This window comes from Paenibacillus allorhizoplanae (assembly GCF_927798215.1).
In the GTDB taxonomy this organism is placed as follows: domain Bacteria; phylum Bacillota; class Bacilli; order Paenibacillales; family NBRC-103111; genus Paenibacillus_E; species Paenibacillus_E allorhizoplanae.
Genome location: NZ_CAKMMW010000002.1, coordinates 315,759 through 339,447, shown reverse-complemented (window position 1 = coordinate 339,447; position 23,689 = coordinate 315,759). Strand labels below are relative to the sequence as shown.

Sequence of the window (23,689 nt, the reverse complement as noted above, 5' to 3'; positions counted from 1 at the left end):
AAGGAGGGAGTCCAATGGATGATGGACATGATCGTATAATTCGAAAATTGCAGCAACTCGCAGCAGCAGCGGAGCCCACCTTCTGGGGCTTTCTGGGTTGTGAATTTGTAGACTTGAAGGACGGTGTTATCACGATTGCCTTGGAGGCGAAGCCGCATCATCTGAATCCGATTGGCATGGTTCATGGCGGTGTAACCTCATCATTGTTAGATACGGCAATGGGGATTATTGCAATGATAGCTAGGCCCGAGGAGAAGGTTGTTACGACAAATCTGAATGTGCATTTTGTGTCACCGTTATATGCGGGTAGGCTGCTCGTGACAGCAGAACTTGTCCATCAATCACGTAAAATGATCACCGCCCAAGGCCGAGTTGAAGATAGTGAAGGTAATTTGGGAACGATGGGGACGGGAACGTTTCGAGTGATTTAGACGAAAGCTTCAGCAAAAGGAGCCTTCATTACCATGGAAATCGTGGTTGTGAAGGTTCTTTTTTTAGTTTATGTCATATAAACTAACATTAAATTAATAATTTTCATGAAAATTTCATATATTTTCTATTGATGTCATGTTTTCTTACGTAAATGCATTGACTGATGACATACGGTCATCCTATAATCGATAAAAAGGCATAGGGGGGAAGCACGATGCATCTTACCATTCGTGAAGCGTTGGCAATTTATCCTTTAACAGAAGCAAAGCTAGTCGCTGGCAAACAAGGGGAATCCCGAATTGTTAAATCAGTCAATGTCATGGACGCACCTGATATTGCAGATTGGACGAAATCAGGTGAAATGCTGTTTACCACAGCCTTCGCGATGAAAGACAGCCCGCAAGAAACCGTGAACCTCCTGCGCAAATTAAATGACCGCGGAGCCGCAGGTCTAGGGATTAAGCTCGGGAGATTTTGGACGGAGCTGCCGCAAATCGTCATGGACGAAGCGGATCGATTACATTTTCCTATTATTGAGATGCCCTTTCAATTTACATTTTCGGATCAAATGAATGCACTTTTTAACGCCGAGTATCGGCGGAATACAGAACTGCTGCAAACGGTACTTGAAAAGCAGAAGAAGCTGATGCAATTTGGACTAAAGCAAGACAATATGCTCTCTATGTTTCAACTCGTATGTGAAATTTTGGGGTATCCGATGGCGGTTGTTGGAGCGAGAGGTCAAGTTTTATATAATACCAGTAACTGGAGTTCAGATCAGCTTGCTCAGAATTGGCCGAAAAAACGGAAGTCTGGCTGGGTATACGCAGGGAAAGAAAGAGCGTATCGCGTTGGATTGCAACAACAAGATGATGAACCTTTAGGTCATTTGTTAATTATTCCAGATGTGATGTTACTAGCAACCGTTGAAGAAGGTTTGTTCCAACAAGCCGCTGATATATTGACCTTTCATATGAGTTATACATTTAGATCCCATGTGGAAGCTTCAGCAGAGCGGGATTTACAGAATAACCTAATCCGTTATTTGGACAAAGGAACTTCCCTTGAAGAGTTTATGGAGCAAGCAGAGTCTAGAGGATTATTCATCTTCACCGGTGCTTACCAATGTGTGATTGGAAAGTGCAAGAAGGAGTCCTTGATTCCAGATGCTTCAAACGAGAAACTTAAAGAGTTAAAGCAATACATGGAGTCCCATTCGAAATCAAGCAACTTGCGTGGACATCATTTTGTTCTGAAGGATCACCTGTTCTCCATTTACTCGACGACACAAGCGGATGGCTTCCCAGAAGAAGAGCTATCGCAATTGTTAAGTAAATATGAGGGAGACGCTGGGCATGCGTCCGATCGAGATGGCATGGTGTTCTACACGTCAGCGCTTAAGGTGAAGCCAACGGCGCTTCGCGAAGCGTACCTGGAATGTGGTGAAACAGGGCGAATGGCAGAGAAGCTCTGTTTGCCTGATCGAGTCCTGCACTATGAAACGATTGAATTCGCTCATCTCTTCCAGCACTTGTCGTCTCCGATGATGGAGGATTACTGCGCCAAGATCTTGCGTCCTCTTTTAGAGAAGGATCCGGAGTACTCCCAAGAAATGATTCGTACACTTGAAGTTTTTATTCGGAATGATGGTCAAGTCAGCGAGGCGGCTAAGCAATTATTCATTCATCGTAATACGGTCACATATCGGTTGGAGAAAATTAGTGATCTTCTGCAAGTTGACTTTAAAAAAGTAAATGACCTCTTAAAGCTGAAAGCGGTATTCCTTTTCCGTCAATTCTTGCAAGTGAGATCTTAAATCAATAGACCCGAGGCAGCCAGTTGGCGCTAAGGGTTTTTATTATGTGTATAACGTTGCATACACGGTATGTTTTACTGAGGCTGGTTGTAGAAGTATTTAAAGGTCGTTCAAATCAAGTTAGTTGCATAAGCGAAATCGTTACCTTATAATTTTGAAGAGAGCGTAGAGAAAGGAGATGTGAAACATGTCTGCATGGAAAGAGTTAACGACGTTAACTGAATGGCAGGAAGTGCTTGATCGCTCCAGCGAAAAGCCTGCTGTCGTTCTGAAGCACAGTACAACTTGTCCAGTAAGTGCTAGCGCACTTGATGAATACGAACAATATTTGGCTGGTACACACAACGAGGCTGTTGATTATTTCTTGGTGAAAGTGATTGAATCACGTCCGGTATCGAATCAAATTGCAGAGGATCTTGGTATCAAGCATGCATCCCCGCAAATTCTTTATTTCAAAAATAAAGAATCCATCTGGAATACTTCGCATTGGTCAGTAACGAACAAACATATGTCCGCGGTTTTGGACTAATTCTGTCACACATTGGGCCCTTCGTTTTGTCTACGTGATGTAGGTGAAACGGAGGGTTTTTCATGCTGTTCATTAAATGAACGACGGTCAAAAAAAGATTGGCAAGCCAAACATCCTCCTATATACTTATTGACGACAACATGACGGAAACGTTCAACTAAGGAGTTTACATATCCATGAATGCAATGAATAAAACGAAAATCCCAATCCCGATCTACCTAGTAATTGGCATCATTGCGATATCTTTTTCGTCGATTTTTGTTAAGTGGTCAGACGCATCAGCTTCCATCATTGCCATGTACCGATTATTTATGACCAATGTATTAATGCTGCCATTCCTCTGGACCTATCGCAATGAATTTAAGAGAATCAAACTGAAAGATTGGCTGCGCACGGCAATATCGGGCATTGCGCTAGGCTTGCATTTTTTATTCTGGATGGACTCCCTGCGATATACGACGGTGGCTAGTTCAACAGCGATCTTGACACTGGAACCGATTTTTGTGCTCGTTGGCGCGTTCTTGCTCTATGGTGTTCGGACAAGCCGTACCTCATTGATTGCGATGTGTATAGCGATTGTGGGAGCCATCTGCATCGGATGGGGTGATTTTCAATTTTCTGGAGAGGCGCTTAAGGGGGATGTGTTATCCTTTGTGGGCACGCTCGCTGTGGCATTTCATATGTTACTGGGCAAAAGCTTGCGGGAGCGCATTTCCGCTTATGTATACAGCTTTCTCGTTTTCTTATTCGCTGGGCTAACACTAGCGGTGACGAATGTTTATTCAGGCGAATCGTTTACGGGCTATCCATGGAAGGAATGGGGAATCTTTTTCCTGTTAGCCTTTGTTTCCACGATTTTCGGTCATTATGTCTTTAATTGGCTGCTGAAATATATGAAAGCTTCATCGGTGTCGATGACCGTGCTTGGAGAGCCGTTGGGTGCATCAATTTTGGCTTATTTCTTAATGGCCGAAACGATTACAACGATGCAGCTATTAGCCGGTTGTCTTCTATTGGTTGGCGTAGCCTTATTCTTACGAAGTAATGAGAAACCGTAAAGGTTTCTTTTTTCCATTAATTGAACGATGGTCAATCATCTGGAAGGATAGCTGTTGATCAATTTTCAAAAGTTGTAGAGAAGGGGGTACAGACAGCATGAGGTTTCGAGATTTTCATCGTAATGTGAAATTAAGAATAGGTCTTTCGTTCCTTTCGGGCACAGCGAACAATATGGTGCTTCCCTTTATGTCGATTTATTTCTCGGGGAAATTAGGGGACACACTGGCTGGGTTGGTTGTTATTCTGGGTATTATGGCCGGCGTTGTTGCTGGGATCATAGGTGGTTATTACTCGGATCGATTTGGTCGGAAAAAGCTAATGCTTGCCGCAGAAATCGGTTGGATGTTCTGTTTCGCTCTTATGGCGGTAGTGAATTCGCCGTGGTTTGAATCAGCAGGTATTACCTTCCTACTCATGATTATTGTCAGTATTTTCTGGGGAATTCATGGACCTGCCAATGAAGCGATGCTTCTAGATGTTACCGCTCCAGAAGAACGTAAATTTATGTATGCCATCATGTATTGGATGAATAATTTATCATTTGCCATTGCGGGTATGGCAGGTGCATTCTTGTTTAAGTCGTATTTATTTGAATTGTTTATTTCCCTCTCTGTGATCGGATTGATAACAGGAATCATTACCTACGTCTATATTCAAGATGATTATAAGGCGCCAATAAGTGGGAAGCCCAGCACAACGAAGAAGAATAGCCCTTCCATTTGGGCGAATTACCGCATGGTTCTGCGAGATAAGACATTTCTGATTTTCACAATGGCTTCCTTATTATTGGTTTCGGTTGAGTTTCATCTGGGGAACTACGTGGCTGTTCGCTTAGGGAAAGAGATGGTGGATACGCCTTTCCTTCCATGGGTAACGGATGCGTGGCAAATTGATGGCTTCAAAATGTTAGGGTTTATGCGTACGGAGAACACTGTACTCGTGGTTGTACTCTCGGTCTTTATGGGAGTGCTAATGCGTAGGTTTTCTGATCGCCGAGTATTGTTTATTGGCTATGCTTGCTATATCGCGGGGTATAGCTATCTCGCTTACAGTAATCAGCCAGGGTTACTCTTGCTGTCAATGCTGATTGCAACGGTTGGAGAACTGATGTATGTTCCGATTAAACAAGCGTATCTTGGCAACCTAGCACCAGACCATGCACGCAGCTCCTATATGGCCCTATATGGCATGGTATATAGAGGAGCTACGTTCCTAGGTGGTCTTGGCGTTATCTTAGGAGGTATGCTGTCTTCCTGGCTTATGGCTTCGTTGATCGCACTCAGCGGAGTGATCGGTATGGTGATGTTCTACACGATACTTGCACAACTGGAAGAGCGGAAGAACGGTCATTTCGCAGCGGCAAATTCCTCTTTTATGGAAGCTAATAAAGCTGGTTTAGAGAGTACTTCATAAGCGGTATAGGCTAGCGCTTTGGCTGTGAAGAGCATACTGTCTAAAGCAGGTTCCGTCATGGTAAGATCACGGAATTCCTTGGTATGCAGCAAATGTCGCTCATTAACTACTTTCACGAATGGGTGAATAGTGGGGCACTGGGTCGAGACATTGCCGAGATCTAGGGAACCGTGATCTTTGCCAATTTCGATTTCCTTCGGTTGAATGCCAAGCTCAAACAATTGATCAGTGAACACGTTCGACAAAGTTTCATTCGTGCGGAGCTCGTCGTACGAGTACTCATAGAAGGATGTTTTCAACGTGCAACCGGTTTGAAGTGCAGCACCTTCTGCGCAATGCAGGACTTTCTGGACGAGCTCGTTCGTGTACGTACGAGTAGCTGAGCGGACGTAAAATCTAGCAACGGCATAATCGGGAATGATGTTCGGTGCTTTCCCGCCTTCGCTGATGATACCGTGAATACGGGCATCTGTCTTGAGCTGTTGGCGCAGCGCATTGATGCTGTTGAAGAGCTGTAAGACCGCGTCAAGCGCATTAATGCCTTCATACGGTTGTGCCGCGGCATGTGCGGAGCGGCCAAAGAATTCGTATTCGATCGCATCCATCGCGAGCGATTCTCCTGATTTTTCATACGTATAGTAAGGGTGTGCCATGAGTGCGATATCAACGTCTTGGAAAAGCCCGGCAGCAGCCATCGGAACTTTAGCGCCTTTCGTTTCTTCGGCTGGCGTTCCATAGACGCGTATGCTGCCGCCAGTTTCGGCTATGACGGATTTGAGGCCGATTGCAGCCCCGATGCTCATCATGCAGATAAGATGATGGCCACAGGCGTGACCGAGCTCAGGAAGGGCATCGTACTCAGCCATGAACGCAACGACAGGGCCTGGTTGGCCTGAGTCATAAGTCGCGATGAAAGCGGTAGGAATATCTAGAACACCGCGTTCGATCGTAAAGCCATGATAGGCTAGTTCTTCGGTTAAACGAGCAAAAGCAAGGAATTCTTCATGTCCAAGCTCGGGGTTTGCCCCAATAAAGCGTGAGATGTCTTTAAATCTTGCAGCATTGCTTTCTATGGTTTGTGTGATCATTGATTTCATTGGCTTTGTAAGCTCCTTTGTTGAATGGTTCTTAACTCCATTGTAGTATATAGGAGCGAGAACTACCAAATGCAAAGAACTAAGGGCTATAAAAGGGATCATTCTTGAAGATATGAAATTGGAGGAATCGACAATGATGAAATATGGGGCAGAGCATGAGGGACACCGATTTAGCTTGTGCTTTCTTGAAGAGGAAAGCCGCGGTCAGTGGCAGGATGTATATTTGGGTATCCAGCTAGAAGATGGTGAAAAGCTTCCAGAAGGCTTGATCGATCCATCTATTCTTGTGATTTGTAATGTGGAAGGTGAGATTGTGCAGATTGTTTTGCACGATGAAGGTTGTGATAGTGAGTTCCAATTCACCTATGCGGAGAAGGAACAAATTGAAAAATATGTGAATCAACATGTAAGCGCAAAAAAAACGACGAATGAACCCCTGTAGGTATCCCTTCCCAAACTGGGCGGTGGCGCATATAGTAATATACGTCACGCTTTAGGGGAGAGGATAGCGATGGAAAAAAGAATTCAATATTTGGCATTTGGTGATTCTTTAACCGTTGGTTATGGTGCTGAGGAAGGTCAAGGCTTCGTTTCGCTGTATCGACAAAGGTTGGAATGTTTGCTGAATGTACCTGTTTCCTTACGTCATGCGGGCACCAATGGTGCCACGACTGCGCAATTGCTGGAGACTATCGAATCTGATCCGCAGCTTCAGAAGGATATTCAAGAAGCAACTCTCATCACCATTACAGCTGGCGGTAACGATCTCATTCAAGCGGCAATTCCTTTCTTTTATGATGGCGATAATACGGTGCTCAAAACAGCTTTACAAACGTACGAATCCAACTATCGTAAACTTATCGCTCAAATTGAAAGGTTGCGGCAAGGTATACAAACCCCGTATTTAATGGCCTTAATTGGTTTATATAATCCATTACCGCAGATTCCAGATGCTGCTTATTGGGTACAGCGCTTTAATTTATTTCTGCGCAAATTAGAGCAGCCGCATATTCAAATTGTGCAGGTTTACGACGCATTCGTTGGTCAAGCAGCACAATTTTTGTCAGAGGATGCGATCCATCCAAATGAACTAGGTTATGAGCGGGTAGCCAATCAATTAGAAGTAGCTGTATCTTTACAGCAACTGCAGCAGTTGTTCATGTGAAATGAGACTATCTCACATAACCGAATACGGAGATGAAATGACTGGCGCTGCCGGCTAGCACGAATACGTGCCAGATGGCATGGTGATACGGGATGCGCCTCCATACATAAAATATCGAGCCAAGTGTGTAGAATAAGCCACCTACTACTAACCAGATAATGCCGTCAAGAGGCAACTGAACGTAAAGTGGCTTGAACGCGATCACAATCAACCACCCCATAACGATATAGCACAAGGTTGAAACGAGTACGAATCTTTTGACGTAAAATAGCTTCAGCACGATGCCAATGAGGGCTAGCCCCCATATGACGCCAAAAAATGTCCAGCCCAGTGACCCCCGTAAGGTAACGAGTAGATAGGGCGTGTAGCTCCCTGCGATTAGCATGTAGATCGCCGAGTGATCAAGAACTTCGAAAACATCCTTTAATTTCGATTGTGTAACGCTGTGCAGCAGCGTGGAACATGTATACAAGAGAACAAGCGATGTGCCAAAAATGCTAAAGCTAACGATATGCCAAGCATTTCCATGTGCGCAAGCTTGTGTGATGAGCAAGACAAGTGCTGCGATGCTGAGGACAACACCAATACCATGTGTAATCGCATTGGCTTTCTCTTCTTTGATGGAATATTGCATATACAACCCTTCTTTCCTCTAGACAGAATGGGACTCCCTATATAGATTGGACGATGAAACGATGTATTTACCTTCATTTCAACTGAATAATAAAGTTGCCCTGGTGACTGGTGCCGGAAGAGGCATTGGAAGAGCACTTGCTATTGGCTTAGCTGAAGCAGGGGCTGACGTCGCGATCTTCGCTCGAACTGCTTCAGATTTGGAAGCAGTGGCGGGTGAGATTCGCGCTTTAGGCAGACAAGCCTACCCGTTTAGTGTAGATGTTACGAATCGTGAACAAATTGAGGAGGCTGTTTCGGCTATCATCAAAGAAACAGAGCGCATAGATATTCTAATTAATAATGCTGGTATGAACATCCGGAGTCAAGCTTTGGCCGTTACTGATGAGAAATGGGACACGATCATGCAGACAAACTTGAAATCCGCTTTCTTGTGCTCTCAAATCGTCGGTAGACACATGCAGCAGCGGGAATATGGACGAATCATCAATATTGCTTCGGTTGCGGGGCAAGTAGCACTTCGCACAGGTGTCGTATATGCCGCGACAAAAGCTGCAATGATCCAAATGACCAAGGTGCTCGCTTTGGAGTGGGGGAAATATGGCATTTTGGTAAATGGCATCGGACCTTGGTATTTCAAAACGCCGTTAACAGAGAAAATCTTGAATCAGCCAGATTATTTGGCCGAAATTATTGCACGTACACCACTGGGTCGTGTAGGAGAGCTAGAGGAGCTTGTCGGGCCAGCTGTATTCTTAGCTTCTGATGCAGCGAACTATGTTACAGGCCAAACGCTGTTTGTTGATGGCGGCATGACGATTTACGGATTCTAACAAAAAAAGCACTGCATGCTGCGGTTGGCAGCACAAGTGCTTTGAGAATTTAAGATCGTTATATGAAGCTTGGTGAGCGGTTACCTTATTTCTGTAGCACGTATTCTTTCAGATTCACATATTGCGATTTATGTGCAGTTACCCATACTTTTTTGTTGGAAATGGTTTCATCAACAACAGCGTTATTTCCGTCGCCTTTCATCAAGGAAATCAGTGCAGGGAATACAGAGTCATCGCCACGCTCAATTTGATTCACTATAAATGGAATTGCTTGTGTTCCGAGTTTAATGATTTTCTTTACTTTATCATCTGAATTGAGTTGTTTATCCGTTAGAATAGCATCAACGGATGAAGGGATGGATTTAAGATGAACGACTATTTAACATATCATAGAATGATAGTGATTAAAACCATTTTTTATTATGCTTAACTTGCGAATTTTGGCGAATTATGTCTACTATTGTAGGAATAGCTTTCAAAATAGTTCTACTATACTATTCACAGAGATGGGCAAAGACTCATTAGACTCGTTTTTAGAAGTAACAGCCAGATAAGGTGGTAGAATCAGATGACTAGAGTTCGTATTTTTACAGATAGTACGTGTGATTTAAATGATGAACTTTTGCAACACTACCAAATCGAAGTTGTTCCTTTATATGTGATTTTCGAGGAGCAATCGTATCTGGATCGTGTAGATATTCATGCCGAGCAGTTGTTTGATTTTGTGGCGCATACAGGCAAATTGCCCAAAACAGCGGCACCATCACCTGGCGATTTTGAACGCGCTTTTGCACCATTCATCGAAGCGGATGAAGATATTGTTTTCATCGGTTTATCCTCTGAATTATCGTCGACAATCCAGAATGCGATGATTGCCGCTGGGAGTTTTCCAGATGGTAGAATTAGGGTGATCGATTCTCGAAACCTATCAACAGGAATTGGCGTACTAGTAGTTAAGGCGGCGCAAGCTGCATTAGAAGGACGAAGCCCATCAGAGATTCAAGCGATCGTAACATCGTTCATTGATAAAATAGAAGTTTCCTTCATCATTGATACATTGGAATATTTACATAAAGGTGGTAGATGTTCAGGTGTACAAGCTTTTCTCGGGAGTTTATTGAAAATTAGACCGATCGTGAAAGTCATTGACGGCTCTATGCAGTTGACGGACAAAGTACGAGGTAAACGCGAGAAAGCTTTGAATCAATTACTAGAGAATGCGCTCGCATTCAAAGATGTGATGGATACAGATTTCATGTTCATTACACACGCACTAGCAACAGAAGAAGCGAATTATGTGAAAGAACAATTTGAATTGCATACCAATGTGAAAAACGTATTTTTGACGGAAACCGGTTGCGTCGTTTCGAGCCACTGCGGACCACATACGCTAGGTATTGTTTTCGCCAAAAAATAAGAAATGAGTGGACACCCATGACAACGATCAAGATTATCACGGACAGCAGTTGCGACCTTTTGAGAAGCACTATAGAAGAAATAGGAGTAGGGATCGTTCCTTTATCTGTTCAATTTGGCGAGGAATGTATGCCAACGGATATGGATCTTGCTGATTTCTACGCCAGGATGAAGCGGGAGAGTGCGTTGCCCAAAACCTCAAGCCCGTCACCTGGGCATTTTCTAAGTGAGTATCAGAAGGGTGGGCCTGATCAAGATATTCTTGTATTGTGTCTATCATCGGCGTTAAGCTCAACGTACCATCATGCTGTTATGGCGAAAGAAATGCTGCTGGAAGATGGTTTTATAGGCCGCATCGAAGTCATCGATTCCAAGACAACATCACTTGGATTAGGCGTACTTGTATATCGAGCAGCTCGGATGGCGGCAAGCGGCATGTCTTATGAAGAGGTGACAGCTTCCATTCAGCAAGCGGTACCGAGTTCAGGGACTTTCTTTTTCTTAGATACGTTGGAAAATGTCATCAAAGGTGGGAGGCTCGATCGCGTCCGCGGCGCAGTGGCTTCTGTCTTGAATATTAAGCTTCTCATGAAAGCAAGTGAAGAAGGCGCGATTGAGGTTGTCGAGAAAATCCGCGGCTCGCAGCAAGCATTGAAGCGATTACTCTCGTTTCTTGGTGATAAGGAACACGATTACGAGAAGGATGTGATTGCTATCGCGCATAGTAATTGTGAGCATAGAGCGCGCGAATTTATGGCTCAGCTTTTAGAAAAGCATCCGTTCCGCAATGTGCTGTTCTCCAATATGGGTACCGTGATCGGCACCTATGCAGGTGAAGGTGGAGTATTAGTCGCCTACTAAGCTGTGAAAAAAGACACCTATCCTCCGATCGATTCAAGTGATCGGTGAGTAGGTGTCTTTCTCATAGTTACTTCGGAAACTCCGTCGTCGTAATCTCCGATTGATCCACAGTAACTAGCGGTGAAATGTCTCCTGTCACGAGCAGCCAAAGCTCATGTAGCGCACGTGTGCATCCTACATAGAGAAGTTTCGCATCCATGAGAGTTGCTTCATAATGCTCCGCTGTAACGTCCATCAGAATAACCGCATCAAATTCTAAGCCCTTCGTCAAATAAACGGGCAGCACCGATATACCGCCACGATAAACACGTTGTTTGGAGGTGATCAGATTCGTCTCGATCCCGATGAGTGTCAACGCATCATGCAGCTCCTGAGCTTGCTTCTCCGTACGAGCAACGACAGCGACGGTGCTGGAAGTACCAGCTAGTAAGCTCGTAATCGCCTTCTGCACCAGTGTCAGCCGTTCTTTGAGCGAAGTCTGTAGCACACGAACTTTATTTCCGCTGCGGAAGACGGGAACGGCAAGTAAGGGGTTGCTTACGCCGCGTTGGAGCACCGAATTGGCAAACTGAATGATTTCCATAGTGGAACGATAACTCCGCTCCAGCTCGAAATACCCTGTTTCTTCCTCTTGGAAAAAACTGGAAAATTCTTTCCAGTTTTGTATGCCTTGATACGCATGTATCCCTTGCGATAAGTCACCTAAAATCGTGAATGAGCTGTTGCGTGTGTACGCATCTAACACTGCGACTTGGAATGGTGAGAAGTCTTGCGCCTCATCAATTACAACATGATCGAATAACCGATCCGACGAAATGCCATGAAGCCGTGTATGAATGTAGAGGAGAGGAGCTAGATCCTCGAGTCCAACTTCCTTCTTTTTGAAAAGCTTCGCAGATGCAGCCACGATAGATTCGGGGATGTTCTGAAGCAGCTCTACAGGCAAGCTGTCAGGTCGGCCTTTGTCTGTGAACAGCATTTTATAGAATGTAAATGCTGTATACTCAGGCCATCCTGTCAAATAGGTTCGCAGCTTCTGAGCGGATTTCTTCTTCAGCTCTTTTTTTAAACTTTGCTCCCAAACCTTCTCGAGCTGGATCTCCATCCAACGCTTGATACGCGCAACGACGCGCTCACGGCGTTTGATCATCGGATAATGTTTATTCTCGACGAAGAACCATTCGCGAATGGTAGCTATGGGCAGCTTAACGCCATCCCAAGGTGAGAAGTCCGCCGTAGGAACATAGGTGGTTTCAAGACGATTGAGACAATCATCAAGGAAGCTTTTGAAAGCGATAGCTCCTTTGAAGCGTCCTGGCGCTTGGTCATCGACTGGAGGCCGCTTGCTTCCGAGGGCAAACCAACGTTGTAATGTGATCTCTTGATCTGCGATTTGCACTTCATGATCAAGCACATCAAGTGCCCAATCGGTAAAGGTGCTCTGTTGGATATTACCGACACCAAGCTCAGGCAGTACGCCCGAGATATAGTCCAAGAACATGGAGTTGGGTGCGAAAATAATCATTCGTTCTGCCCGAACCTGTTCGCGGTATTGATAGAGAAGGAAGGCGAGGCGGTGCAAAGCTACGGTTGTTTTACCGCTTCCTGCAACCCCTTGAATAATGAGTGCGGTATTCTTCGCTGCACGGATAATCCGATCTTGCTCCGCTTGAATCGTGGAGACGATATCGCGCAGCTTGTTATCTTTATTTTCGCCTAAGCGGTATAGCAAGAACTCATCGCCGACAGAGAGGGAGTCTTCATTCCGGTCATATGTATCGACAACACGCTGGAGAATTTGCTTGCGCACAACGAGGTTTCGCTTCAAATAGACTAAGCCGTCGATAATACCGTCCGGCGAATCATAAGAAGCTGCGTCCAAGCCGCCTGTGAAGGAATAGAATAGGCTTGCTACTGGCGCACGCCAATCAATGACGAGAAGTCGACCTGTTCGTTCGTCTTCCACTCCAGCTTTACCAATATAAAGCGGTGATGGAGAACCGGTGCCTGTTTCTTCGAAGTCAAGGCGGCCGAAATAAGGCTCATCAATGGCTTTGGTTAAATTGTGCCTGCCGTTCTCACGCAAAACTTCAAGTGCTTGCTCCGTTAAATCAGGACCGTAATAAACAGGAGTTGCTCGAAGGCGTTCCAGTTGTTTATCGATTTCCTTATTCGTTTGTTCAAGCCGTTGAAGTTCTTCTTGATAGGCACTTTGAGTCTTTGTGTCCAAGATCAGTTACCTCCTAAGATCAGATGTTGTCTATTGATTTGTCATAAACAGGTAAACACTATAACACACCTAGCGGGAGATAGAAAGTGATTCCGGAAAATCATCGGCGATCATTTGGGCTTCTGTGGAAAGGAATGGTATACTCAGGAAGTATGCATTTTAATTAATGGAGGCGAAGGGATTCATGTCTATTTATGATATCGCAGTTACAACGATTTCAGGCCAAACACAAACACTTTCAGCATATAAAGGGAAGGCGCTTCTCATTGTGAATGTTGCTAGTGCTTGTGGACTTACACCGCATTATAAAGGGCTTCAGGCGCTTTATGAGCAATACCAAGATCAAGGGTTGGTGGTACTCGGATTTCCTTGTAATCAATTCGCTGGTCAAGAGCCAGGGACGAATGAAGAGATCCAAGCGTTTTGCGAGCTTAACTACCAAGTGACATTCCCGTTATTTGATAAAATCGATGTAAAAGGCGAGCATGCGCACCCGCTGTATACGTATTTGCTAAATCATACGCCTGAGCCGTATCGTACTGGCGATATTGAATGGAATTTCGTGAAATTTTTAGTTGACGCGAACGGAAATGTGATCAAACAATACAGTGCTCGTACGGAACCTGCGGATATTAGCGCCGATATCGAGGCTGTTTTAGCTTAAATGAAAGAGGAGGTGGACGTGCAATGGGGTCCCAGAACGGGTTTATTTATGCCCATCCCGATGATGAAACATTCTTAAGCGGATGCCTCATTCGCCGTCTAGCTGATGCTGGAGAAGACAATGTTTTACTTCTAGCCACTCGTGGCGATGCGGGAAGACAAGGGTTGGAGCGGGCGAAGAATCGGCAAGAATTAGCTGAACTACGAGAACATGAAATGCGTGAAGCAGCGGAAATACTTGGGATTTCAACGATTGAGCACTTAGGCTGGCCTGATGGTCAGTTGGATGAAGTTGATTTTGAGACAATCGTACAACAGATTATCACGTTTATTCAGCGTCACAAAGTGGAGAATGTCTACACATTTGCAGAAGATGGCGGTAATGGACATCGTGACCATATCGCGATTTCCAAGGCGACTACAGCGGCCGTACACAGTGGAGCTTGTCCAAGTGTAAGGAAATTGTATTATGCCTTTTCTCCGCTGCTGCGTGCCCAAGGGCATCAACCGTCCATTCTAATTGACACCGAGAAGCTATGGCCTGTGAAGGCTGCTGCACTTAAAGCTCATCAAACGCAGCATGTTACGATTGGGAGACATTTTGGCAATCTGGTGGATTTTCCAGAAGAGAGACGTTGGGAGGCTTTTGTGCTCGGTTGGCAGGTGGAAACCGAATGGGAGACATTGTGAAAAAATATTTCTGATGTACCCCCGGAAATCGACCTGTCATTACGAATGACCTTAACGAGCAGGTCATTCAACGTTTCTAGGGGAGTGTAAGGATGTCACTTTGTAATTGTGATAAATGTGGGCGCGTTTTCCTCACGAAATGGGAAACAAGATGTATAAGCTGCTCGCAGCTAGTTTTGAACGATTCGAATAAAGCCAAAGATTTTGTTCGAACGCATCCACGCGCGACACTTATTGAAATTTACCATCAAACAGGGGTCTCCTTGCAAACTATAAAAGAATTAATGAGAGCTTAACCGCTCCAGTAAGCAAAGGAGCTTTCGACAATGCCTCATATGATTATAAGAGGGATTAGTGTTCCTCAAATTCAATCTATTAGCGCAGCACTGATATCCGAATTAGCTGCAGTCTGTGCTTGTGGTACAGACAATTTCATGTTGGAATGTTTGCCGGTCGTCTCTATTTTCCAAGGTGAGATCTGTGCAACCTATCCATTTGTTGAAGTAGGCTGGTTCGAGCGAGGGCAGGAAATTCGTGATGCCTATGCGGAGGTTCTGACTAAACATATTTTATCACTCGGGATTCCTGAGGTTGAAATTGCTTTCAAGGTATATCGGGAAGATAGTTATTATTGGAATGGGAAGTTGGTTTAATATGTTCGACCTACCATGACAACTTCATTTCCATACATCCATGTAAACCCCTTATTCCACTTCAATGGTGGTGTGAGAGGTTTTTTTTATGCCAAAAGTCATAATTCACGCAATCGATATTGCAGGCGATTATAAAGTGGGATACACTGAATCGACAGAATCTGATTTCCAGTATGACTTCGGGAATCACATGATAGGAGCGATTTGTGTTTGAAGACATTAATTATTGCGGAAAAACCCGATATGGGGCGAAACATAGCTGCCGCAATAGAACCAAAAGCCAAAAATATGAGGTCTCATCTAGAAGGTGAGCAATATATTATCACGTGGGCAATCGGACATTTGATTGAGTTGGCGGAACCGGATCATTATGACGAAAAATATAAAAAGTGGAATATTAATCATCTTCCGATTATCCCTTCTGAATTTAAGTTAATTCCTAACCCGCGTACGTATGATCAGCTCAAGGTGATCGCGGAGTTAGCGAAGAAGTGCAATCAACTGGTTAATGCGTGCGATGCGGGGAGAGAAGGGCAGCACATTTTCTCCCTTATCCAGCGGCATCTCGGGCTCAATCAGCCCGTTAAGCGGCTTTGGATCTCCGATTTAACGTCGGAAACGATTCGCAATGGGTTTGCAACGTTAAAGGATGGCGCCGAATACGAGAACTTGACGCGTGCCGCGCGCTCTCGCAGTGAAGCGGATTGGTTGATTGGCATGAACGGATCACGTGCGTTTACGACGAAACATAATGTGTTGTTATCGGTGGGACGTGTTCAAACACCGGTGCTTGCGCTGATTTATGATCGCCAAAAGCAGATCGAAGCGTTTTCCTCCCTTAAATTTTACGAGTTGGAGGGGCACTTCGCGCAAGGTGAAACACCGTACCGGGGTATGTGGCAGGGGGAACGTTTCACGGATGGTGAGAAAGCGGCTGCACTTGCTGCAAAGGTAAAAGGGAAGTCTGCACGAATTCAGTCCTATGAGGTAAAAGAAACCAAAGAATTCCCATTCAAATTGTATGATTTGACCTTGCTGCAACGTGAGGCGAATGCGAAATATGCATTTTCGGCGAAGAAAACCTTGGATACGGCGCAAGCACTGTATGAGAAGCATAAGGTTATTTCTTACCCTAGAACGAATTCCAACTATGTGACGGAGCAAAATATTCCGGATATGCATAAGGCGCTAAACGCCTTGCAAGGAACGGCTTATCACGAACTTGTACAAGGTGCGAATCGCAATCTTGTTCATATTAATAATAAATTTATTTGTAATCCAACCAAGGTTGAGGATCACCATGCTATTTTGCCTACGAATAAGAAGGCTTCTGGACTAAGTCCAGATGAGCAGAAATTGTATGATCTCATTGTCAGACGTTTTCTCTCTCAATTTTACCCGCCTGCTGCCTACAAGGTACATACCGTCATGACGGAAGTGGAACAAGAACTTTTCAAGACAACTGTCAAAGAATTGTTATCACTAGGCTGGAAGGTCATTTACGCTGATCAGAAGAAAGAAAAGGCGAAGGCGACCAAAGGGAAAGAAAAGGAAGACACTGATGACGACGAAGAAGTCGAAGTCAACGAACCGTTCTCCATCGATGCAAATGGGGATGTCCTGTGTACGGATGCGATTGTAAAAGAGAAAGACACACAGCCACCTAAGCATTTTAATGAAGGCACCCTGCTGAAGGCGATGGAGAGCGCAGGGAAGCAGATTGAGGATGAAGAGCTCCGCGATGCGATGAAGGACTCCGGTCTTGGCACGCCTGCGACTCGAGCAGCAACGATTGAACGCTTGAAGAAAGTCGGCTATATCGACATGCAGGGGAAGAAAATCATTTTGACCCAGAAGGGTAGAATGGTTGTTGAATTGATTCGCGGAGCGGGCATTGAGCTGTTGACTTCACCTGAGATGACAGGGCAATGGGAGCGAAGATTGAACGAAATTTCCCGTGGTACAGCTTCGGACGACCAGTTTATGCACAATGTGAAGCGATTTGCGACGCTGATTGTCGATAAGGTGCGCAAGCAAGCTAGAGCTTCGAAAACGGATTTCGAGGGCGAGAATGCGCCAGAAGCATCTGGCAAACGTGGCTCAGCAACAACGAAGACGGCGGCTCGTGGAGACGGTGCACCGAAAGCTCCTGCGAAGAAGCGAGCGCCTGCTGCGAAACCGGCAGGGGATGGAGCTAGTTCGTTCATTGCAACTTGTCCTAGACCTGGCTGCGGCGGCTCCCTCTTTATGGGTCGAAAAGGCTACGGCTGCTCGCATTATAAGGAAGGCTGCAGCTTCGTTATTTGGAAGGAAAGCTTCGGTAGAAGCTTAACTGACACACAAGTACAAGCGCTAGTTCAAAAAGGGAAAACGACCAAGTTGAAGCTAGTTCTAGCTGATGGAACAGAAACAGACGGGAAGATTGTGCTGATGGATGTTGCTACTGGTGCACTAGGTACTGAATGACTAGATGGGGGAACTAAGGAGTGGAACGTGTAACAAATGATTGGTTGACGGTTTTGGCAGACGAATTTCAAGCACCTTATTATAAGGCGCTTGAACAGTTTCTGCAGGAAGAGTATTCCCAGCATACGATCTATCCACCAGCGGATGAAGTGTTTACTGCGTTGGAGTGGACCTCCTTTGTGGATACAAAGGTTGTAATACTGGGACAAGACCCTTATCATGGGAGCGGGCAAGCGCATGGACTTAGTTTCTCTGTGAAACCAGGGATTGCCATTCCTCCTTCGTTAAGAAATATGTACAAAGAACTAGCGTCAGATCTCGACTGTAGGGTGCCTGATCATGGTTATTTGAAAGCATGGGCAGAACAAGGTGTTCTGTTGTTAAATACGGTATTAACCGTTCGTGAGGCACTACCTAACTCGCATAAGGGAATGGGCTGGGAAAGATTCACGGATCAGATCATACAAGCATTAAGTGCACGCGAGAAGCCTGTCATTTTCCTGCTTTGGGGAAGCCACGCACAAGCCAAACGATCTTTGATCGACACCACTCGACATGTCATCATAACATCGGCCCATCCAAGCCCGTTATCGGCATATCGTGGTTTCTTTGGCAGCAAGCCTTTTTCTAACATCAATTCCGTGCTGAATCGACTTGAAACGACAGAGATCGACTGGCAAATCCCAACTAGCAAGCATAATGAAAACCATGAATGACAATATTCATGGTTTTTTTCATTTGTATAGACCGAAACCCACGTTCCGAAACGAATAGTATATAATGACTATGTAAAGATTGCCTAGCTATTCTACAATATAGGTTGTACATAAGTAATCGGCAAGTTTAGCTCGCAATTCTTACCCGATTCGTAGGAGCGGTTTCCGAGAACTTCGCGAAGTGCGTCGTAGTCAGCTTCGGTGCCTCGTTGCAAGACTTGAATGGCTGCTTTAAGCACAAGGACGGCATCATTCATCGCTGTCTCCAACAATTCCCATACACTGTACGTATAAGTTTCATTCAGGTCGGTTGGACAGTTCCAAGTCGTCTTGGCTTCATTAAAATAATCGCGTGGAGTGGGATGCTTTGTATAAACCAAAGGTGATATTTGACCAACTGTCAATATTCGTTTGATTCCATGCGGATCATGAAATAACCGTTGTGCACGGATCATGTCATAGTAAGCGTCGTCCCAATCGGAATCCTTCATTTGTGAGGCGATACCTGGGTAATGGATTGCGGTTGCAGCCGTGAGAGCCGGAACGATGCCCAAGGGGAACTTTTCACCTACATATATCTCTTTCCATACTGGCGTTTTCCACGTTTGGATATCGCGTTCATGCTTTGCGTAAAGGGTATCCATGATGATTTCAAATCGTTGATGATCCCACTTCTTGAAACCAGATTTATAGAATACATAAGGATGTAAATTGCGATCTAAAACATGGTGTGTTAGAAAACCGAGAACATAGAGAACCGCAGGATTATATAGACCGCGGCCTTGTACCTGTCGAACTAGCTCAAGTAAAAAGGGTCCACAGGACTCCTTGTGCATGAGACTACCAAGTGTATTTAATTTTTTGTCTTTTTGCCAAGGTAGAAAGTTGTGGTAGAAAAGAAAATCAGGTCCCTGGCAGCCAAGAGAAAAGATGTGACGCTGCTGTTTATCGTTTAGAACCGAAGTGTGGCCTAGTTGGTTCATCGCTTTTTGACCGAAAATTAAATGTGTCCAAATATTGGGCAAGGGAGCAACCTCCTACAACGTGAGATGATGAATAATGAACCTTTCCATTCTAACATAATGATGGAAAGCAAGGGCATATTTCGTGAACAATTTCGATCCTTAAGGCTCTAAGTGCAGGATTGTTAGTGGGATTGTCGAATCTATCAAACGGTGAAGATCACCATCTAAGCATGTACCCTGGGGGAAAATATATGAATAAGCATCCGGAAATGGAGCTATCGTTCGATGCGATTTTTGAATTCACCACAATGGGAATGGCGCTAATTTCGCTTGAGGGTCATTGGTTGAAAATGAATCGCAGCTTGTGCGACATCGTCGGCTACTCGGAGCGGGAGCTCCTTACAACGCAAATGAAGTCGTTAATAGAACCCAATCAAGTTCGTCGCATAGAACGTATCATGAAGAATTTACTTGGTGGGGAGTTACCTTCCTACCAAGAAACGATCAGTATCCTACATAAGAATTTATCTTTACTAAGCGTCGACTGGCGAATGTCTATCATTCGAGATGCAGACAGCAGACCTCAGGCTTTCATTGTTCAAGTTAAGGTCGTCTCCCAACAGTCTGACATGGCACGTAAACTGGCGGAAAGTGAACAGCGCTATAAATCATTAATTGAGCATAATCCGGCAGGTATTTTGACCTGTGATATCCATGGACGCATACAAGGTGTCAATCCAGCCATGGAGAGGATTCTAGGCTACTCGGAAGAAGAATTGCTCTCTCAATTTATCCATCATATTTTTCTGCAGAATAACACGAGATACGAATCTGCTGCTGGCATACTCATGCAAAATGATAATTATATGTTGGTGTTTCAACAAGAGAGTGGCGAACGGATTGAATTAGGAGTTAAAAATGTTCCGATCATTGTCAATGATAAATTGGATGGCGTGTATTTAATCGCGAAGGATATCACGCAATTCAATCGTGACCGAGAATCATTGCGAGTCGCTCAACAGGATCTCCATGATACTGTGAGAAGACAACAGGGGATGACTTTAAAGTTTAGAAAAATAAATGGGAATTTCATCCATACATTGTGTGACGGTGAGCTGCTTTATCGTTTAGGTTTTAAGCCATCACACATTTTAGGGAATACGTTACATGATATTTGGCCAGCCTTTTTGGCCAGTTATATAGAAACTTATTACCATCGGGCTTGGAACGGCGAAGAAAATGTGATGTTTGAAGCGACCTTCCGGGGGATTACCTATTTCACTTCATTGCGACCCATTATGGAGAATGAGCGCATGGTGGAGGTTATTGGTTCATGTGTCGATATTACGGAACGTAAGAGGATGGAAACTGAGCTCAGAGAAACGAAGGAGCTTCTAGAATCTGTTATTAATAACACCACGGACGCAATTTGTGTACTGGATTTGAATGAGCGAGTGATCTCAATCAATGCGGCGCATGAGCAAATATTTGGTTGGAGTCAAGCGGAGTTAGCAGATCGAACATTACCAATTTATCCTGATTATTTGGAAAAAGAACGCAAAGATATGTATAACGAACTGCGTCTAGGGAAGCAGATAACAGGGATGGAATCGGTTCGACTTCGTAAAGATGGTCAATTGATCCATGTGAGTATAACGAAAACGCCCATTAGGAATGAAAAAGGTGATATTTTCGGATTCGCAGGTATTACACGAGATATTACTGAACGGAAGCAAACGGAGGAGCTCCTCCGAAAATCGGACAAACTGTCTGTAGCAGGACAGCTCGCGGCGGGGCTGGCACATGAAATTAGGAACCCGCTTACCTCACTTCGCGGTTTTTTACAGCTTCTCCAGCATGATCTGAAAGATAAGAAGCATTATTTTGATATCATGTTATCGGAGTTGGATCGGATCAATTTCATTGTTAGTGAATTCCTAGTGATCGCTAAGCCGGAAGCCATAACGTATAAAAAAAGCGATTTAGTGACGATCTTGCAATCGGTCATTGCCCTTCTGGATACGCAAGCCGTACTCTGTAACGTTCAGCTTGTCTTGGAATTCCAATCGGATATACCTGAGATTACGTGTTCGGAAATGCATTTGAAGCAATTATTCATCAATTTGATCAAAAATGCGATGGAAGCCATGCCGAAAGACGGTCAAATCAAATTAGTCATTTCCTTGCACGGGAATGATCAGATTCGAGTTCGGACACAAGATAACGGATGTGGCATACCGGAGGAACGATTGAAACGGTTAGGGGAGCCCTTTTATACAACGAAAGAGAAGGGAACTGGCTTAGGTTTAATGATGTGCTTCAAGATTGTCGAAGCGCACAAAGGAACTATGACCATCCAGAGCCAAGTGGGGTATGGGACGACTATTGATGTGTTCTTGCCAACGTATACGGGGGAGCATAATTGAGTTGCTTGTGTAACACACGATGAGAAGCTGAAAACCGCCGACCGTTTGAACCGGTATCGGCGGTTTTCTCATTTCATTAGAATGCAATACTAAATTCCGAGGTTTCTCTTGAATACCATGTGGAAATAGTGGTGTTGTTTTCATTGTAGACTTGAACGTGATCTGGCGTGTATTTGACGATAATCCCTGTAGTTACTTGGTAATAAACGCCTAATTGATCGAGTGACCATACGAACACTGGCGTTTTTGATAGGGCAGCAGCAAATAATTCTGAATCTGTATCTAGTAGCTTCGTTCCGTAAATCATCGATACACCTCTGTCATATGGATAGTTGTTAAGCACTTATAAATAGGGACAGTATGGCAGATGAATTCATCACACTGTGTTTTTAATTTTTTTGTGGGTTACATTGAGGATTTCCTAAAATAGGTAGAATATAAGCAGTCATTGTCGGAAATTTTGCGCGGCCAAGTACTTGGACCCTTGAGCAAAGCTAAGTCGACCGATAAAGGAAAAAATAGAGGGTTCCCTCTCCTTAGAATTCCTTGTATAATAGGTAAGCTTTGCTGAATTGACAGTAGGTAAATTACGATTGGGTAGAAGGAGAAAGGGGTCAATGGCAGTGATTGTGGTTGGGGGAATGATCGGTCTTGGTAAGACATCAGTATCCACTTTACTTGGACAAGAACTAAATTCGAATGTTTTCTATGAGAGTGTCGATGATAATCCGATATTACCGCTATTTTACACAGCATCACCGGAAGAAATCGAAAAGCATCGGTATCCGTTTTTGCTGCAATTGCACTTTTTGAATACGCGTTTTAAGGCCATTAAACAGGCATTAGTACATAACAGAAATGTACTGGATAGAAGTATTTATGAAGATTGGTATTTTGCGAAGGTGAACCGCGAGTTAGGGCGCATTTCACAATTGGAATTTGATGTTTATGAGGGCTTGGCTGATAACATGATGTCAGAGTTAGGGGAGCTGCCTAAGAAGGCGCCAGATCTGATGGTTTATTTGAAGGCTTCCTTCGACACCGTCATGTACCGCATTGGTCTTCGTGGCCGCAGTTTTGAACAGGATCAATCATTGGTTGATTATTATCGTAAGCTTTGGTCAGGTTATGATGACTGGGTCATGAATCATTATCATGCGTCTGAAGTTCTTATCGTTGATATGGATCGCGTCGATGTCGTGAATCGCAAGGCAGATGCTATTCAACTAGCCCAAGAAGTTCGGGCAAAGTTATCTGAATTGGCGATCGTGTAATATAACCCGAAGCGAAATTTGTCGAAATGTCGAAAGACCCCCTCAAATCTGAGGGGGTCTTTCGAATGATATAGGAGCAAAGTAAACCAAACGTTGTAATCCTAGAAAGCGAAGGTGATGAAATTGTTGTTTATCGTATGTTACAAAGGCAAGCCTATGAGTGCACCATTGCCGAAATTAGCAGCAACGGAGAAAATGTTGAAGCTTAGTCGTTCATTTGCCAATCTTGAGCTCGTCGAAGTGCATCAACAACAATGGCAAACAGCTTCGAATATTTAGGACATACATTTCCCATAGGGTAACACAACTCCTTAATCGAATAGATTAATGGAGTTTTTTGTGTTGTCCACTT

25 protein-coding genes are annotated in these 23,689 nt (G+C 44.4%); 19 read left to right on the top strand and 6 right to left on the bottom strand.

Going from position 1 to position 23,689, the window contains the following annotated elements; translation table 11 throughout:
• Positions 1-14: 14 nt before the first annotated feature.
• From L6I86_RS04185 to L6I86_RS04165, 5 genes are all read left to right on the top strand, one after another.
• Positions 15-431, top strand: a complete 417-nt coding sequence (locus tag L6I86_RS04185) for a PaaI family thioesterase (RefSeq protein ID WP_236284886.1) — start codon at positions 15-17, stop codon at positions 429-431.
• A 215-nt stretch (positions 432-646) separates the two neighbouring features.
• Positions 647-2,248, top strand: coding sequence for a PucR family transcriptional regulator (locus L6I86_RS04180; protein ID WP_236284884.1), 1,602 nt, complete (start codon positions 647-649; stop codon positions 2,246-2,248).
• 187 nt (positions 2,249-2,435) lie between these two features.
• Positions 2,436-2,777 carry a bacillithiol system redox-active protein YtxJ gene (gene ytxJ / locus L6I86_RS04175; RefSeq protein WP_068667191.1) on the top strand — a complete coding sequence of 114 codons (342 nt, stop codon included), beginning with the start codon at positions 2,436-2,438 and terminating at the stop codon, positions 2,775-2,777.
• 176 nt (positions 2,778-2,953) lie between these two features.
• The gene (locus L6I86_RS04170; protein WP_236284882.1) at positions 2,954-3,835 is read left to right on the top strand and encodes a DMT family transporter; all 882 of its coding nucleotides are present in this window, start codon (positions 2,954-2,956) and stop codon (positions 3,833-3,835) included.
• Between the two features lie 97 nt (positions 3,836-3,932).
• Complete coding sequence (locus tag L6I86_RS04165) at positions 3,933-5,249, top strand: MDR family MFS transporter (RefSeq protein WP_236284880.1); 1,317 nt, start codon at positions 3,933-3,935, stop codon at positions 5,247-5,249.
• On the opposite strand, the gene L6I86_RS04160 is transcribed toward L6I86_RS04165, so the two are convergent.
• Positions 5,183-6,346, bottom strand: a complete 1,164-nt coding sequence (locus L6I86_RS04160) for a M20 family metallopeptidase (protein ID WP_236284879.1) — start codon at positions 6,344-6,346, stop codon at positions 5,183-5,185. The genes L6I86_RS04165 and L6I86_RS04160 overlap by 67 nt on opposite strands.
• 133 nt (positions 6,347-6,479) lie before the next feature.
• Between L6I86_RS04160 and L6I86_RS04155 the strand changes: the two genes are divergently transcribed.
• The gene (locus tag L6I86_RS04155) at positions 6,480-6,788 is read left to right on the top strand and encodes a hypothetical protein (RefSeq protein WP_236284877.1); all 309 of its coding nucleotides are present in this window, start codon (positions 6,480-6,482) and stop codon (positions 6,786-6,788) included.
• Between the two features lie 69 nt (positions 6,789-6,857).
• On the top strand, positions 6,858-7,511 hold the full coding sequence (locus L6I86_RS04150) for a GDSL-type esterase/lipase family protein (RefSeq protein WP_236284875.1): 654 nt from the start codon (positions 6,858-6,860) through the stop codon (positions 7,509-7,511).
• A gap of 7 nt (positions 7,512-7,518) precedes the next feature.
• Here the strand turns inward: L6I86_RS04150 and trhA are convergent, their stop codons facing one another.
• Positions 7,519-8,145, bottom strand: coding sequence for a PAQR family membrane homeostasis protein TrhA (trhA, locus tag L6I86_RS04145; RefSeq protein WP_236284872.1), 627 nt, complete (start codon positions 8,143-8,145; stop codon positions 7,519-7,521).
• A gap of 61 nt (positions 8,146-8,206) precedes the next feature.
• Here trhA and L6I86_RS04140 point away from each other — a divergent pair, with 61 nt between their 5' ends.
• Positions 8,207-8,977: an SDR family NAD(P)-dependent oxidoreductase gene (locus L6I86_RS04140; RefSeq protein WP_236284871.1), complete on the top strand. Its 771-nt coding sequence runs from the start codon at positions 8,207-8,209 to the stop codon at positions 8,975-8,977.
• Positions 8,978-9,062: 85 nt separating this feature from the next.
• Here L6I86_RS04140 and L6I86_RS04135 read toward each other — a convergent pair whose 3' ends face one another.
• Entirely contained in the window at positions 9,063-9,233 is a 171-nt protein-coding gene (locus tag L6I86_RS04135) for a hypothetical protein (RefSeq protein WP_236284869.1), read from the bottom strand.
• 312 nt (positions 9,234-9,545) lie between these two features.
• Here L6I86_RS04135 and L6I86_RS04130 point away from each other — a divergent pair, with 312 nt between their 5' ends.
• Both L6I86_RS04130 and L6I86_RS04125 read left to right on the top strand, forming a co-directional pair.
• Positions 9,546-10,394, top strand: coding sequence for a DegV family protein (locus L6I86_RS04130; RefSeq protein ID WP_236284867.1), 849 nt, complete (start codon positions 9,546-9,548; stop codon positions 10,392-10,394).
• A gap of 17 nt (positions 10,395-10,411) precedes the next feature.
• Positions 10,412-11,254: a DegV family protein gene (locus tag L6I86_RS04125; protein ID WP_236284866.1), complete on the top strand. Its 843-nt coding sequence runs from the start codon at positions 10,412-10,414 to the stop codon at positions 11,252-11,254.
• A 67-nt stretch (positions 11,255-11,321) separates the two neighbouring features.
• On the opposite strand, the gene L6I86_RS04120 is transcribed toward L6I86_RS04125, so the two are convergent.
• Positions 11,322-13,484: a HelD family protein gene (locus tag L6I86_RS04120; protein WP_236284864.1), complete on the bottom strand. Its 2,163-nt coding sequence runs from the start codon at positions 13,482-13,484 to the stop codon at positions 11,322-11,324.
• 184 nt (positions 13,485-13,668) lie between these two features.
• Here L6I86_RS04120 and L6I86_RS04115 point away from each other — a divergent pair, with 184 nt between their 5' ends.
• From L6I86_RS04115 to L6I86_RS04095, 6 genes are all read left to right on the top strand, one after another.
• Entirely contained in the window at positions 13,669-14,148 is a 480-nt protein-coding gene (locus L6I86_RS04115) for a glutathione peroxidase (protein ID WP_236284862.1), read from the top strand.
• A gap of 23 nt (positions 14,149-14,171) precedes the next feature.
• Positions 14,172-14,837 (top strand): PIG-L deacetylase family protein, encoded by a 666-nt coding sequence (locus L6I86_RS04110; RefSeq protein WP_236284860.1) that lies wholly within the window; start codon positions 14,172-14,174, stop codon positions 14,835-14,837.
• A 326-nt stretch (positions 14,838-15,163) separates the two neighbouring features.
• Positions 15,164-15,490 (top strand): DUF1904 family protein, encoded by a 327-nt coding sequence (locus L6I86_RS04105; protein ID WP_236284858.1) that lies wholly within the window; start codon positions 15,164-15,166, stop codon positions 15,488-15,490.
• Between the two features lie 88 nt (positions 15,491-15,578).
• Positions 15,579-15,704: a hypothetical protein gene (locus tag L6I86_RS35630; protein ID WP_276574801.1), complete on the top strand. Its 126-nt coding sequence runs from the start codon at positions 15,579-15,581 to the stop codon at positions 15,702-15,704.
• Positions 15,701-17,956 carry a type IA DNA topoisomerase gene (locus L6I86_RS04100; protein ID WP_236284856.1) on the top strand — a complete coding sequence of 752 codons (2,256 nt, stop codon included), beginning with the start codon at positions 15,701-15,703 and terminating at the stop codon, positions 17,954-17,956. Before L6I86_RS35630 ends, L6I86_RS04100 begins: the two co-directional genes overlap by 4 nt.
• Before the next feature lie 20 nt (positions 17,957-17,976).
• Entirely contained in the window at positions 17,977-18,672 is a 696-nt protein-coding gene (locus L6I86_RS04095) for a uracil-DNA glycosylase (protein WP_236284854.1), read from the top strand.
• 92 nt (positions 18,673-18,764) lie between these two features.
• Here the strand turns inward: L6I86_RS04095 and L6I86_RS04090 are convergent, their stop codons facing one another.
• Positions 18,765-19,697 carry a zinc dependent phospholipase C family protein gene (locus tag L6I86_RS04090; RefSeq protein WP_236284852.1) on the bottom strand — a complete coding sequence of 311 codons (933 nt, stop codon included), beginning with the start codon at positions 19,695-19,697 and terminating at the stop codon, positions 18,765-18,767.
• Positions 19,698-19,888: 191 nt separating this feature from the next.
• Between L6I86_RS04090 and L6I86_RS04085 the strand changes: the two genes are divergently transcribed.
• Positions 19,889-22,063 (top strand): PAS domain S-box protein, encoded by a 2,175-nt coding sequence (locus L6I86_RS04085; protein WP_236284850.1) that lies wholly within the window; start codon positions 19,889-19,891, stop codon positions 22,061-22,063.
• Positions 22,064-22,139: 76 nt separating this feature from the next.
• Here the strand turns inward: L6I86_RS04085 and L6I86_RS04080 are convergent, their stop codons facing one another.
• On the bottom strand, positions 22,140-22,406 hold the full coding sequence (locus L6I86_RS04080; RefSeq protein ID WP_236284847.1) for a hypothetical protein: 267 nt from the start codon (positions 22,404-22,406) through the stop codon (positions 22,140-22,142).
• Positions 22,407-22,680: 274 nt separating this feature from the next.
• On the opposite strand from L6I86_RS04080, the gene L6I86_RS04075 reads away from it, so the two are divergent.
• On the top strand, positions 22,681-23,337 hold the full coding sequence (locus L6I86_RS04075; RefSeq protein WP_236284846.1) for a deoxynucleoside kinase: 657 nt from the start codon (positions 22,681-22,683) through the stop codon (positions 23,335-23,337).
• Between the two features lie 156 nt (positions 23,338-23,493).
• A complete protein-coding gene (locus tag L6I86_RS35625; protein ID WP_276574800.1) occupies positions 23,494-23,616 on the top strand; it encodes a hypothetical protein in 123 nt (40 codons plus the stop codon).
• The last annotated feature ends 73 nt before the right edge of the window (positions 23,617-23,689 follow it).

Bases quoted from the DNA above. Each gene is read 5' to 3' on its own strand.
- L6I86_RS04185 (WP_236284886.1), top strand. From the start codon at position 15: ATGGATGATGGACATGATCGTATAATTCGAAAATTGCAGCAACTCGCA.
- L6I86_RS04180 (WP_236284884.1), top strand. From the start codon at position 647: ATGCATCTTACCATTCGTGAAGCGTTGGCAATTTATCCTTTAACAGAA.
- ytxJ (WP_068667191.1), top strand. From the start codon at position 2,436: ATGTCTGCATGGAAAGAGTTAACGACGTTAACTGAATGGCAGGAAGTG.
- L6I86_RS04170 (WP_236284882.1), top strand. From the start codon at position 2,954: ATGAATGCAATGAATAAAACGAAAATCCCAATCCCGATCTACCTAGTA.
- L6I86_RS04165 (WP_236284880.1), top strand. From the start codon at position 3,933: ATGAGGTTTCGAGATTTTCATCGTAATGTGAAATTAAGAATAGGTCTT.
- L6I86_RS04160 (WP_236284879.1), bottom strand. From the start codon at position 6,346: ATGAAATCAATGATCACACAAACCATAGAAAGCAATGCTGCAAGATTT.
- L6I86_RS04155 (WP_236284877.1), top strand. From the start codon at position 6,480: ATGATGAAATATGGGGCAGAGCATGAGGGACACCGATTTAGCTTGTGC.
- L6I86_RS04150 (WP_236284875.1), top strand. From the start codon at position 6,858: ATGGAAAAAAGAATTCAATATTTGGCATTTGGTGATTCTTTAACCGTT.
- trhA (WP_236284872.1), bottom strand. From the start codon at position 8,145: ATGCAATATTCCATCAAAGAAGAGAAAGCCAATGCGATTACACATGGT.
- L6I86_RS04140 (WP_236284871.1), top strand. From the start codon at position 8,207: ATGTATTTACCTTCATTTCAACTGAATAATAAAGTTGCCCTGGTGACT.
- L6I86_RS04130 (WP_236284867.1), top strand. From the start codon at position 9,546: ATGACTAGAGTTCGTATTTTTACAGATAGTACGTGTGATTTAAATGAT.
- L6I86_RS04125 (WP_236284866.1), top strand. From the start codon at position 10,412: ATGACAACGATCAAGATTATCACGGACAGCAGTTGCGACCTTTTGAGA.
- L6I86_RS04115 (WP_236284862.1), top strand. From the start codon at position 13,669: ATGTCTATTTATGATATCGCAGTTACAACGATTTCAGGCCAAACACAA.
- L6I86_RS04110 (WP_236284860.1), top strand. From the start codon at position 14,172: ATGGGGTCCCAGAACGGGTTTATTTATGCCCATCCCGATGATGAAACA.
- L6I86_RS04105 (WP_236284858.1), top strand. From the start codon at position 15,164: ATGCCTCATATGATTATAAGAGGGATTAGTGTTCCTCAAATTCAATCT.
- L6I86_RS35630 (WP_276574801.1), top strand. From the start codon at position 15,579: ATGCCAAAAGTCATAATTCACGCAATCGATATTGCAGGCGATTATAAA.
- L6I86_RS04085 (WP_236284850.1), top strand. From the start codon at position 19,889: ATGAATAAGCATCCGGAAATGGAGCTATCGTTCGATGCGATTTTTGAA.
- L6I86_RS04075 (WP_236284846.1), top strand. From the start codon at position 22,681: ATGGCAGTGATTGTGGTTGGGGGAATGATCGGTCTTGGTAAGACATCA.
- L6I86_RS35625 (WP_276574800.1), top strand. From the start codon at position 23,494: ATGAGTGCACCATTGCCGAAATTAGCAGCAACGGAGAAAATGTTGAAG.